Consider the following 13,375-nt stretch of genomic DNA (forward strand, 5'->3'; position numbering starts at 1 on the left):
ACTGATTACAGAATGGTGGCAATATAAAGCATTACTATTTGTTGCGACACATTGTCCCAATACATGCTACCATGGATAAGTATTTTGTATGCCAGGCAATGTCAATAAAAACATCGACCTGTACATGTAAAACATTTATACATTAAATTTGGCCGCATGAACCTACTCTTATTAATTGTGTCACTTTCGTGGACAACATTTGTCGCGATTCCTTCTGATGCAGAAAATGAAATCAGATGGAATGACCGGAGCAAAATTGCGTATGATGACTTTAAAGGTGCAGTGCCTGAGAACTCACCCTGGGCTGCCCTTACCGCCAGCTATATTTATTTTACCTATAGCACCACCAATGGTAAAATAAGCACTGTTAAGGTTTATGCCGCATTCAAAAAGAATGAATCATGGATGAAGACTAATCGTGAAGATGTTTTGGGACATGAGCAACTGCATTTTGCAATCGCTGAATATTATACAAGAAAGTTATATGCTGATGCACAACTGCTAAAGGAAAAACCCGGAGATGTTTCTGTTGCCGCAAACAAACTTTTTAAATCCATAAATGAGGCTTGCGACCAATTACAACAAACATACGACAGCGAAACCGAGCATGGTGTAAAAACGGAGGAACAGGCAAGGTGGAAAAAGAAAGTAGAAAGTATGTTGGAAGAATATCAAGCCTATCCGGTAATTACTGATTAAGCCTTGCAAGTTTCTGCCAACAAACATCAATGAATGTTTGCTGCTTGCTCCATAAATTAAAATTGGACTGCCTGTTAAATTTATCAATACCTTTTTTCAGTCTTTCTATTCAATGCTCTTTGAGCAAAAAAGTAAGGTTTGCAATGAGGCGGGATTATTTGAATTCTATCTGCACAATATCTCCTACATTCAGATTTAATAACCCCATGGCATTTCCCTTATTGATCGCAATCTCCAGATAACCACTGGAATTAAAAAGGCAGATCTTTTCACTTTCCAGAACATGAAAGTAATTATCATGAATGATATCGATGTCATCATATCTTTTAAAATAGAGTACATACTTTCTGTTCTGTTGAATGCTTTCAAATTCAGCTTTGCGGATATTTACCACTGCATTTTCAAAACGGTCGAAATAGATAATCGAAGCACGGATATAATCAGTTGAAATAATGGGTCGTCCCATAGTTGATTGACGGAAAAAAGCAACCTTCACTCCAATGTCATTGGGTTTTCCGCCTTCAGAAAGATGTTTCACTGCTCTTACATACAGATCCATCATTGGTAAAGTGCCGGTACTTTCTTCTTTACGTGGTTGCAACTGAAAAATTTCCTTCGGCATTTCTCCATCCCAAAGCAATCCGAAAATGCCATTGTCCGGACCAATAAAAATATGCTGCTCTTTCATCACTACCAGATGGCTGATTCCTTCTTCGCTATTCATGTTAACGCCGATCAGGTGGTATGTTCCATCAGGAAAATGATGGTAACTGTTTTTGAGCACAAAAGACCCGTGCATGATGTCGAACGGCGTAATATCATGAGAGATATCCACAATAGTTGCACTCTTTATGGCCTTCAGTAATTCACCTTTCACTGCTGCCGCATAGTGATCGCGGGTGCCAAAGTCCGTAGTGAGTGTAATGAGGGGCATGTAAAAATGTTACTGACTCTTTAATTAAGAAAATCACTACTGCACTCTTTTGCAAGTGCTGTTGATGGTTGCAAAACAGGAAAAATCATTGGTGTTGAAAATAAAAGTTTTGCAAAGAAACAGTTTAAAATTTATGATGAAGAATATCCACATCATGGTTTAGAACGGAAGGAAAAATAAAGATTCAATCTGAGGTTTCCGGATGCTGCTTAAATCCTACAATGAGTTCACTTACTTTTTCAACATGACTTAATCAAAAACAATACAGTGAACTAATTAAGGCGTGAATTACGTTTACGGGCTGACTTCAACTTTTCATTAACTTTACAAAACAAAAAGAAATACTTCCATTGACAGAACTAATTATTCACCTGGACTCCATTGAACCTATTGATTTGCTCGGTATCAATAATTCGCGATTACAGATTCTAAAAAATGCTTTTCCCAGGGTTAAGTTTACTTCCCGTGGCAATAAGATTAAGATTGAAGGCAACACACAGGACCTGGAATTGCTCGAAGACAAGATCAACAGTCTAGTGCATTTCATAGAGAAATATGGACGGCTTACAGACAAAGCTGCGGAAGATCTGTTGGACGACATCGATCCATTTGACCTTAATATGCCAAAGCCCAATGATGATGGATTGGTCTATGGACCTAACGGAATTGTTGTGAAAGCAAGGACTCCCAATCAGAAAAAAATGGTTGAATTGTCGGAACACAATGATATTATTTTTGCCATTGGTCCGGCCGGAACCGGCAAAACATATACTGCCGTAGCGCTTGCGGTAAGGGCATTAAAAAACAAAGAAATCAGAAAAATTATACTTACACGACCTGCTGTGGAAGCAGGTGAAAATCTTGGATACCTTCCAGGCGATCTGAAAGAAAAAATTGATCCATATCTCCGACCCTTGTATGATGCTTTGGATGATATGATTCCGCTTGACAAGCTCAATTATTATATGACTAACCGCGTGATTGAAGTTGCGCCTCTTGCTTTCATGCGTGGCCGCACATTGGATCATGCCTATATTATTCTTGATGAAGCACAAAACACTACTGATTCGCAGTTGAAAATGTTTCTCACCCGGATCGGATCATCAGCCAAATGCATTGTAACGGGCGATATAACACAAATAGATTTACCTAAGTCGCAACGCAGCGGACTCTTTCGTGCTTTGGATATTCTTTCTGATATCAAGGGTATTGGTACCGTTAAACTCACCGAACAGGATGTGGTTCGTCATCCATTGGTTAAGAAAATAATTACGGCCTATGAAAATTCTGATCCGAAAGAAGATCGGTTACCTCCGCCACAATTTTCTCCTGATCCACCTTTGAATTAGCCGTATTGGAATTATTCAGTTTGCCCGATTCGGACTTTTAAAATGAAAAATTGCGGACTTTTGAGCGAATCTTTTTCATTTAGGGATGAATTATCTCCAGTAAACAGAAATCAAACCTGGCGATCTGTCTAATCCTTTCAGACCATGACCCTAAAATGTGAGGATTTTTCATTCAAAATGTAATGGGACAGTTTGCATTTCACTATGCTATCAGTACTTAATAATTCCAACTCTTCATTTTATTTAGCACGGTACGAATAGCATATCCGTTTTTTGTTTAATTTTCGTTTGTTACATAATTTTTTTTAAGAATGTTACAGTATGTTGCATTTCAGTTAGGGCTTTAGATTTTTTTGGAAAAAGAAGAGATAACAAACACCCGCTTTTGAACAAACATTTACAGCAATACATTTTTTTTAGCATCCTAGTGTTCGGAACTATATTTCCGGCCATTAGCCATGGACAAACATATAACATGGCGACAGGAACAGTTACAACCTGCTCAGGCACTTTTTATGATAATGGTGGTTCTGCGGCCGTTTACCCGAGCAACACTAACATTATTGAAACATTTACAAGCAGCACAGGAACTTGCCTTATTTTCACTTTTTCAACATTTCTTACGCAAACAGGGAATGACATACTTACCATTTATGACGGACCTTCCACTTCCTCCACAGTAATCGGAAATTACTCTGGTAATATATCGCCGGGAACCATCATCGCCAGCACATCATCCATCACTTTTAAGTTTGTCTCAAACGCCACGGGAAATAAAGCAGGCTGGGCGGCTACGATCAGTTGCGGAAGTTGCGGAACGCTTTATGTATTAAATAACAATTCAACTATCAACACCTGTGATGGTTTATTTTACGATAGTGGTGGCGTAGGAGGAACTTATGGAAACCTTGAAAACTTCACGCAAACGTATTGTTCAAATTCATCCAATTGCATACAGTTTACATTTTATTCGATGAATTTATCTGCGGGAGATACTTTGAGGATTTACGATGGCGCTTCAGTTGCTGCAACACTTATCGGTAAATATTCAGGCACCGTCTTACCTCCAACTTTACTTTCACTCAGTGGTTGCCTTACCTTCAATATTAAAACCGACGCAAGTGGTAACAGTGCAGGCTGGACAGCGGCTATTTCCTGCACCTCGTGTCCTTCCCTGCCCGGTAGTCCGGCTAACTACACACAGCCAATCGTTGGTCTCGGTGGTTCTTATCTTGGCGGACCTATGGTGGCTACATGTGGCGGAACTTATACAGATAACGGAGGTACGGCCGGCAATTATGCAAATGGTGTAACCCTTCAGGTTTATAAAACATTTTGTCCGGCTTCCATCAACACCTGCCTTCGGGCCAACTTCTTTTCTGTTGATTTAAAAAATGGTGACAAACTTGAAATCATGAATGGACCTACGATGGAGAGTACTGCCTTCAGCACCGGATCACCGCTTGTTAATACGAATTGTTCAACTTATGAAGCCTGCATGGCACTCGGATACGGACCTTATCTTTCAAGTGATCAAAGCGGGTGTATCTCCTTCATTTTCAACTCGAACGCTTCAGCCAACGGTGCTGGCTGGGTAGCTACTTTTGATTGCATTCCGTGTGCAAGCGGACCCAATGGCACCGACAATAATGATTGTGATCTGATAACTCCGATTTGCACCAATACGGGCTTTAGTGATGCAAGCACAGGACCCGGAGTAGCTGCCGATGTATCGGATGACTGCCTAATTACCGAGACGTATTCCAATTGGTATACTTTCACAATTTCTGCAAGCGGTACGTTGGGAATGACCATTGATCCGCTTTCAACAGGCAATACTGTTCCGGATGATTATGACTGGGCTTTATATGGTCCCAATGTTTCGTGTGGCAGCCTGGGAGAACCGATACGTTGTTCAACAGCGACTACTCAAAATCAGACGAATAATACAGGTAGTATGGGCAATACCGGCATTGGAACAGCAAGCAATAATCTTTATCCCGGATATTCATGCGCTTCTACAAATGATTTCAATGAGACCTCCTGTGGTAATGGTTGGGTAAATGACCTTGCTGTAACCACAGGGCAGATCTATTATTTGTGCGTGAGCAAATGGTCTGCAGGTGGAAGCGGTTTTAATCTTAATTGGACATTAACCGGTGGAGCCGGCATTGACTGCACGATATTACCTATTGAACTGACTTCATTTGAATGCCATCCACAAGGAAATGTAATCACGATTGACTGGACTACTGCCAGTGAATTAAACAATGATCATTTTCTGTTGGAAAAATCATATGATGGCGAGCATTATGAAACGCTTGCAACTGTTCCGGGAAAAGCATTCAGCAGTTTGCCAAGCAATTATTTTATGTTAGACAATCATCCATATCCGGGAAACAATTACTACCGTTTATCTCAAACCGACAAAAACGGACATGCTCAACAATTAAAAACAACGGTTTGTGATGTAACCATTTCTGACGAACAGGTACTTATGCAAGTCATGAATCTTTCCGGACATGTTTTGTATGCTGCGAACCTAAAAAACTCAGAGGTAGAAAATATTTTACATGACCTGTCACTACCAGCCGGCATGTACATCACTGCGATTATCTATAAAAACGGAATGGCAACAATATCCAAGTTTTTAAAAACAGAATGAATATCAGCCACACTAATTTTTTTATCGTGAGTTGATCAGATTTAATTTCCATGAAACATGCAATAGAATGGAGCCAATGCGCCACATCCTGACCGGATGAAATAAATAATGTACGAAATCAATAATTGCTGAACAAATTCAAGAGCTATTCACAACGACTGAATAATGCATCCGCAACAGCATTAACTTAAATAAAAAACCTCCGGATCGAAAAACAATCCGGAGGCCCTTTGCAATTACTAACAACTACATATTCATCATGTGATGGTGATTCATGGTCGAATCACCTGTTGCCATTCTGCGCTCCATTGTTTTGAATTCAAATGGCTTGATATCCCAAATCGTTAATTCTTTATCTCCTTCTTTTGCTTTGTAAACTTTATTTACAGCCACATTGGTATAAATATCTTTTTGACCAGTTGCCGGCCAGGTAACTTCAATTTCATCAATGATAGCCGCCTTGCCTACACCGGCTTGAAGCCGTATTGGGTTACCTCCGAAACTGGCGCCTTTACTGATAGCCAGGTAGGTTGAACGTTTCACTCCATTTTCAGTAAATGTAAGTTTGACGCGCGTGCCTACAGCAGCTCTGTTGCTCTTCACCCCTTCGAATTTGATATTCACCCAATTATTGCTAAATCCCGGATTTTCATAGAGTGCATTTTCATAAACATCTCCATAATAAAATCCACCAAAGTCTGCGTAAACATCCTGGTCGCCATCCATATCAAAATCACAGAAGGCAATCGCATGTCCTTTCTGTAACTGACCAAAGCCACCTGAAATCGTGCAATCTTCGAAGTATTGTCCTTCATGATTGTGAAACATTCTGTTTGGGAAAATAGCCTTGTAATCTGGTGCACCTATACCCAGATAAAAATCCAGCCAGCCATCATTGTCAAGGTCGCCGTAGTTGCAACCCATGGTAAATGTTTCGTACTGAATATGCGCTTGCCGGGCGATATTGGTGAATGTGCCGTTTTTATTGTTCAAATACAAACATGGAAATAAAGTCGAATCCATTGGTAATCCCATAAATTCACGGCAACTGTTAATCGTATAACCGGGCTGATAAGCTGATACATACAAGTCCTGATAACCATCATTGTTATAATCAAACCACCAACAAGGAAAATTAGAAGGTGTACCTGAACAACCTGCTTCCTTGGTAACATCGGTAAAATGAACCTTCCCATCTTTCAACCCATCATTTCGGTATAAGCGTGCAGGTTTCTGGAAACTGGAAGCGTACAGATCCGGAAATCCGTCGTTATTATAATCTCCCCATGATGCGCCTTTGATGTAAAGTTTGAAATCAACACCTGCTTCGTGTGAGATATCTGTAAACGTTTCATCTCCATTGTTCAGGTAAAGATTGCTTTGATAACCCATTTCATGTCCAAGAAACAAATCAAGATCCCCGTCTTTGTCAATGTCAGCCCATTCAGCCGATTGCGTTGGATTGTAATTCATAAGTCCGGCTTTAATGGTAACGTCACTGAAAGTGCCATCGCCATTGTTACGCATTAATGAAGGAGGCAAATGACCAGCTTCATATTTCCAGCCGCCACGCGGAATAAAGAAATCCATATTGCCGTCGTTGTTATAATCCATATGCACCACATTCAATCCTTCCATCTCTCCTTTCAGCTTAGCACGTTCCGTATAATCAGTAAATGTTCCATCACCGTTATTGTGGTAATACTTAACATTATCATCAAGAATTGCGCTCGAGCTAATGATGTCAATGTATCCGTCGTTGTCAAAATCTTCCGCACAAACGCCACCGGCCCAACCGGTGTTTTCAATACCGAGGTCCATTGCGACTTCATTGAACCGAGGGCAATCCCATTCGTTTTTATAGAGTGATTTATCCAGAATCAATTTCTGAGGAACTTCAGGAGGAATAGATCCATTGGCCTGGCAGGCAATATTTAACAACCATACTGAAAGATAATCCTTGGGTTTCTTTTCTACAATTTTCAGATATCTCCTGATAGCTTCTTCTACCGGCTTTTTCATGGTGTGAATACCTCCACCTTCAATCGGAAAAGCGCAGGAAGCATCATTGCGATTTTCAATACAATTTTGCTGTTCGCCAAGACGCAGGTAAGCAATCGCCAGAAAACTTTCAAGCGAATCAAGCTTCGACCAACCTTTCTCATTTGGTTTGGCTTTAACAGGATCACTCATGTAAGCAGCATCATTTTCAAGTGCCAGCAGGTAATCGATGCCTTTTTGGGTAGTACCATTGAAAATATGCTGCAAGCCCAAATTGAACTGAAGCTGTTGGTTAGAAGGATCTTTCTCAAGTCTTTTTTCAAGAATGGGAATCATTTCATTATTTCTGCCATAAAGTGTGAATGGATCAGATTCCTTCACAATTTCCTGGTAGATTTCCGGCATCGTAGTGCTTTCAATCTTCAGGTTAGCATAAGCTGATTTTGCTTTGGTTTTCATCTTAAAAAACACAAAGCTTCCCAACAGTACAACAGTGACTGCTGAAACAAGAAAGAGTATTCTACCCTTTTTCATGGACGTTTGGTTGAGTGAATAAAATTTAAGCGGGCAAATATAACTGTGGTTTCCGAGTCTTACATTAAGCGCCTTTCAATAATGCTTAATGGTTATTAAATGTTTGTTAAGGAAATGATAACGTGCGGAATAGAGCTATATGGCTAAATGGTTATTGTTACCATCCCGGTCTTCACAAACAATGGCATTCGTGCCACCGTTTAATCATATGGTCATTGAGTCACTATTTGCTCAGAAAAGAATTTCAAATCCTTGCATATTCCATCTATCATTGACAATTCGGGAGCGTGCTTTTTATCATTCAGGATAAATACCGTTTTCATTCCCGCTTTCTTCCCAAACTCGATATCACTCATGGAATCGCCAACCATAATTGATTTTGAAAAGTCTATTTCGGGGAAATCTTTTTTTGCCTGAAGAGCCATTCCAATATTCGGTTTTCTATATTCCGAATTTTCAGATTTCAATTGCGGTGCATAATAGACAGCGTCAATCCTGCCTCCTGTTATTTTAACTGACTCAATAATGTTTGTGTGAATTGATTCAACGTCTTCCTTCATCATCAATCCTTTTCCAACACCTTGCTGATTGGTAATGATGATGATTCTTCCAAATAAACCTGATAACTTTTTAATTGCCTGCGGAACACCAGGCAACCACTCAAACTGATCAATACTCCTTACATAGTCGTCATCAATTTTTTTATTGAGTACGCCGTCGCGGTCCAGGAATAAAGTCCACGATTTATCAATGTGTAAATCTTTCCAGTTCATGCTTTGCCCTTTCATAATCTTCAGGAATGCCAATGTCAATGAAATAATCGTCAAACGTTACTCCGTAAAATGACAGTGCCGTGCAATACTTTTCCATCAGGTCTTTTTCAAACGAAAAATTTTCAGGAAATTCAAGGTGCTCAAAAAGTTTGCGGTTCAAAAGATAAACGCCTCCGTTGATATTTCCACTGCTGTAATACTTCTTTTCTTCAAACGACGATACTTTACCTGCTTTATCCGTTATCACAACACCGTAACGATCAAAGTCAGACATCTTTTTTAAAGCGAGCGAAAGCAATCCGTTCTTTTCCTTATATGCGAGGTAAAAGGTGTTGAGATCGATTGCAAAAAAAGTGTCACCATTGAATACAAAAAATTCCTCCACGTTAACGCTTTGTACTGCTTTCAGAATAGCACCACCTGTTCCGAGGGGACTTTCTTCCACACAATAGCTGAGATCAACAGAAAGGTACTTTTCTCCGAAATAATCACGGATGGTTTCCCATTTAAATCCCACAGAAAGAATACAATTATTGATTCCCTGCAAAATCAAAAAATCGAGGAGATGTTGAAGGAAGGGCTTTCCATTAATGTCTGCCATGGGTTTTGGCCGGTCCTTTACAACCGTTTGCAGACGTGTGCCAAAACCACCAGCGAGAATGATTGCAGTATTAATCATGGATGTTAGCAGTGAGCCGTTTGAATTGCATGCTGATAAAGATTGCTATGCTTTACTTCTGAAACTAACTGCCTCTTTCAAACATCCGCTCTTCCACTAATTCACAGATTATGTGTCCCATCATGATATGCGATTCCTGAATGCGTGGTGTATCTGATGAAGGCGCATTGAGTAAGTAAGTTGAAAGCGGTTTCATTTTACCACCAGACTCACCGGTCATTCCAACTGTAATCATTCCGATCTCATTGGCCAGTTCAAACGCTTTTATCACATTACCTGAATTACCTGATGTGGAAATGCCAACCAGCACATCACCTTTGCGGCCACGTGCCTTGATCAGTCGTGAATAAACCTGTTCGTAAGAATAATCATTAGCAACAGCCGTGAGATAAGAAGTATTAACATGCAACGCTTCTGCATCCAACGGATCGCGGTCGAAATAAAAACGGCCGCTTAATTCAGCGGCAATGTGTTGCGCATCGGCTGCACTTCCCCCATTCCCGCAAAACAATACCTTGCCATCATGCGCATAGCATTTTACAATTTCATCTGCCACATTCTGCAGCACAGTTATCAGTTCCGGATCATGCAGTATTTTTTCCTTTACGGAAATAGAAGCGGTAATTATTTCCTTGATTTTATTCATACTATTTGTTGAGGTTAAATTTTAAAATTGAATGAAGAGGTATTGTTGAAGCATCTGACTAAGTTGCTACAGAAGCGTGACTTTATTTTATTACTATTTTGCCAGCCAGGAAGTAGCTCCTGTTTTTGTAAATTGAAACCTGCGGAATTCACCGCCGAACTGATGCAAACGGTCAAGCACTGCATAGCGTGTATGACCCGGACAATAAAAAAACATAAATCCACCACCACCCGCGCCTGAAATTTTTCCGCCATTTGCACCTGCCTTTAAAGCTGCCTCATAAATCTCATCAATCATCGGGCTTGAAATGCCATCTGCCGTCTGTTTCTTAAACTGCCAGCCGAAGTTGAGTATCTCTCCTATCTCACCAAGATTCCCTTGTAAAATAGCCTCTTTCATATGCACGGCCTGCTCCTTTAATTTATGCATTGCATCCACTGATTTCTCTTTCTTAGCAGTGATATTCACGCTCTGCATCTCGATGATCTTTGACGACAGCCGGCTGGTACCTGTGTAATACAGCAGCAGGTTGGATTGCATTTCGTTCAGGTAATTCTCCTTGATCCGCAACGGATTTACAATCACTTTGTCATCCTTATAAAATTCCATAAAGTTGAATCCGCCAAAAGTGGCTGCATACTGATCCTGCTTCCCGCCGGCCATTGCAAGGTCTTTACGTTCAATATCAAAAGCCAGTTTGGCCATATCATATTCGCCAAGTGGTAGTTTAAGCCACTCAGCAAATGCACCGATGATGGCAACAACCAATGTTGATGAAGTTCCAAGACCTGAACCTGCCGGAGCGTCAACGTAAGTTGAAAGCCGGAAACTTAATGGCTTGTGGGTAAATTCCTTTACAATCCTGTTATAAATTCCTTTGGCCAACACCAATTCTCCATCAATGGGCAATTCATCGGCAGCATCAAACTCCACCATCTCCTTTTTATCTATGGCATGAATGATGATTTTACCTGTGTCAAGCGGCTCAATGGTTGCGTACGCAAAAAGACTGATAGTGGCATTTAAAATCGCCCCTCCATATTGGTCGGAATAAGGACTTACATCCGTTCCTCCTCCCGCCAGTCCTATTCTTAACGGTGCCCTGCTTCTGATCATCATACTTTGCCAGTTTGGCGACAAAAATAGAAAAATGAAAATAAGTTGGTAGCGTATATCCGGAAGACTTGACAGGAATTGAATTTGAATGGAAACTAATTGCAAAAGAAGTATTCATTGCGAATGCAAAAAACAGCGCCATACACTGGAATGCAAAACCTATAAGTGCACCTGTTTTAAGTCTGCTTCAAATCAGTAAATATTTAAGAAGGAGAAGGAACGGCAACAACCGGATATTCCATCCGGTGTGCTACCTTATGTTGCAGTTCACTTCCAAACAATTTACCAATAACCATCAGGCACATATCTATTCCGGCAGCAATTCCACCTGAAGTTATCACCTTACCGTTGTCAACATATTTAACGTTGCGAATGAGTCTGGTAGCAGGGAATTCATTTTCGAATTCATCATAAGAGCCGTGATGCGTAGTTGCCATCAAATGATGGAGCAAACCGGCATTTCCAAGTATGAAAGCGCCTGTACACACACTCAAAACCATGGAAGCTCTTCCTGCTTCCTGCTTCACCCAGTTCAGCACGGGAACCTGATGCATTTGCACCTTACGGCCGATACCGCCGGGAATAACCAGGATGTCGGGTTCCGGCATTTCAGAAAAATCATAATCAGGTATTACCCGAAAGTTATTCCTTGCAAAAATTATTTGATCTGTTTCGGCAACGAGAAAGACTTCAAACAACTGCTTCTCTGCAACTGTATTGGCAAGATTGAACACTTCAAACGGACCGGTAAAGTCCAACACTTCTGCATCATTGAAAACAAAGATGGCTACTCGTTGAGGTTTCATAAAAAGACGATTTAAAAATTCGAATGCAGGATGATATCATTTGTATAGGAAAATCTTCCGCTGCCCATTAAGCAAATTATTCAAAGAAATAAATAATTACACGGTAAAGACTGCGGCACTGAAGAAACTGTTTTTGGGTTGTTAGCTCACTACCACTTTCAATACTTGCCTTAAAGTTATTCCAAAATAACCACTAAACAGCATCGACGATGTTATAAATTATCCACTCAAAGCAAGATTATTTCTCCCTATTATCGCATATAATAGGTTTCAACTTAAAATGATGCTGTAGCTTATTTCCGGTTCCCCTTTCTGATCACGAACTTTAAACCTGACCATTTATCATCCACTGCAGAAACTTTTATATCAACAAGTCCGAGTGATAGCGCGGATTTCCTGATAAGCTCTTCTGTAACATCTGTTGCGATGCCGGAGGTTTTCTTATGCCAGGAAATCCAAAAGGTACCGTTTGAATGAAGGCGAATTTTCAGCGTGGGAAGGTACAGTTCCAATTCTTCCATACTATTTACAAACAAGTGGATAAAATCCAAGCCTGTTTGATTTCCTGATACCAGCATAGCTCCCTTCGGCAACTGACCAATGAGTTGAAAATAGTTAGCCGGTGCATTCACTAACAATACCCTGTCTCCTTCCTTAATACCTAATTTCTTCATCAATGGAGAGCCTGAATTTCCGGCCATAAATAATTATTTAACTGGTGTAGCAAAATGAAAACTGGTGATATTAAATCCTTTGTTCAGGTACAAACGATGCGCATCATACCTTCCTGCATTGGAACCGGAATCAAGATGAACCTGGTTGATCTCATTTTTTTCAGCGTATTGGAATATCCAGTCCAGCAATTGAGAGGCATATCCTTTTTTCCTTGCCTGTGGCAACGTAGTAAGATCATCTATATAAATATATTTCCCGCGATACAGATTAAAACCCCATTCGAAAATGCTGGCTGCTACCGCAATACCATTTTCCTCAATAAACATTAGTTGCCGGTTGTCATTTAGTGTCGTTCGTACATCGTGAATAAAATTTTCTTTTATAAGATGAGGGCGAAGCGCAAACAAAACTTCCCAACACTTCATAATTTCACTATCTGTTTCGGCTTTTTTTATTTCCATTCGATTATTTTATAAAGTAAAAGTAAGTGCTGTAAAT

The 13,375-nt window shown here is 40.3% G+C and carries 12 protein-coding genes; 3 read left to right on the plus strand and 9 right to left on the minus strand.

Annotated features, from left to right (window positions below; translation table 11 throughout):
• Window positions 1-156: 156 nt before the first annotated feature.
• Window positions 157-699 (plus strand): DUF922 domain-containing protein, encoded by a 543-nt coding sequence (locus tag IPO83_17565; protein MBK9733063.1) that lies wholly within the window; start codon window positions 157-159, stop codon window positions 697-699.
• 154 nt (window positions 700-853) lie between these two features.
• Here IPO83_17565 and IPO83_17570 read toward each other — a convergent pair whose 3' ends face one another.
• Window positions 854-1,633 (minus strand): SAM-dependent chlorinase/fluorinase, encoded by a 780-nt coding sequence (locus IPO83_17570; protein MBK9733064.1) that lies wholly within the window; start codon window positions 1,631-1,633, stop codon window positions 854-856.
• A 350-nt stretch (window positions 1,634-1,983) separates the two neighbouring features.
• On the opposite strand from IPO83_17570, the gene IPO83_17575 reads away from it, so the two are divergent.
• Both IPO83_17575 and IPO83_17580 read left to right on the plus strand, forming a co-directional pair.
• Window positions 1,984-2,982 (plus strand): PhoH family protein, encoded by a 999-nt coding sequence (locus IPO83_17575; protein ID MBK9733065.1) that lies wholly within the window; start codon window positions 1,984-1,986, stop codon window positions 2,980-2,982.
• Between the two features lie 475 nt (window positions 2,983-3,457).
• The gene (locus IPO83_17580) at window positions 3,458-5,647 is read left to right on the plus strand and encodes a T9SS type A sorting domain-containing protein (protein ID MBK9733066.1); all 2,190 of its coding nucleotides are present in this window, start codon (window positions 3,458-3,460) and stop codon (window positions 5,645-5,647) included.
• A 246-nt stretch (window positions 5,648-5,893) separates the two neighbouring features.
• Here IPO83_17580 and IPO83_17585 read toward each other — a convergent pair whose 3' ends face one another.
• The 8 genes from IPO83_17585 to IPO83_17620 all read right to left on the minus strand — a co-directional run bounded on the left by IPO83_17585 (window position 5,894) and on the right by IPO83_17620 (window position 13,338).
• Window positions 5,894-8,182 carry a CRTAC1 family protein gene (locus IPO83_17585; GenBank protein MBK9733067.1) on the minus strand — a complete coding sequence of 763 codons (2,289 nt, stop codon included), beginning with the start codon at window positions 8,180-8,182 and terminating at the stop codon, window positions 5,894-5,896.
• A 212-nt stretch (window positions 8,183-8,394) separates the two neighbouring features.
• Window positions 8,395-8,955, minus strand: coding sequence for an HAD family hydrolase (locus IPO83_17590; GenBank protein ID MBK9733068.1), 561 nt, complete (start codon window positions 8,953-8,955; stop codon window positions 8,395-8,397).
• Window positions 8,930-9,634, minus strand: coding sequence for a nucleotidyltransferase family protein (locus tag IPO83_17595; GenBank protein ID MBK9733069.1), 705 nt, complete (start codon window positions 9,632-9,634; stop codon window positions 8,930-8,932). Before IPO83_17595 ends, IPO83_17590 begins: the two co-directional genes overlap by 26 nt.
• Before the next feature lie 64 nt (window positions 9,635-9,698).
• Entirely contained in the window at window positions 9,699-10,280 is a 582-nt protein-coding gene (locus IPO83_17600; GenBank protein ID MBK9733070.1) for a D-sedoheptulose 7-phosphate isomerase, read from the minus strand.
• Between the two features lie 93 nt (window positions 10,281-10,373).
• Entirely contained in the window at window positions 10,374-11,399 is a 1,026-nt protein-coding gene (locus IPO83_17605) for a dehydrogenase (GenBank protein ID MBK9733071.1), read from the minus strand.
• Window positions 11,400-11,599: 200 nt separating this feature from the next.
• A complete protein-coding gene (locus tag IPO83_17610) occupies window positions 11,600-12,202 on the minus strand; it encodes a DJ-1/PfpI family protein (protein ID MBK9733072.1) in 603 nt (200 codons plus the stop codon).
• Between the two features lie 293 nt (window positions 12,203-12,495).
• Window positions 12,496-12,903 carry a DUF3052 domain-containing protein gene (locus IPO83_17615; GenBank protein MBK9733073.1) on the minus strand — a complete coding sequence of 136 codons (408 nt, stop codon included), beginning with the start codon at window positions 12,901-12,903 and terminating at the stop codon, window positions 12,496-12,498.
• A gap of 6 nt (window positions 12,904-12,909) precedes the next feature.
• Window positions 12,910-13,338: a GNAT family N-acetyltransferase gene (locus IPO83_17620; protein MBK9733074.1), complete on the minus strand. Its 429-nt coding sequence runs from the start codon at window positions 13,336-13,338 to the stop codon at window positions 12,910-12,912.
• Between the last annotated feature and the right edge of the window lie 37 nt (window positions 13,339-13,375).

Source organism: Chitinophagaceae bacterium (genome assembly GCA_016717285.1).
Taxonomy (GTDB): domain Bacteria; phylum Bacteroidota; class Bacteroidia; order Chitinophagales; family UBA10324; genus JACCZZ01.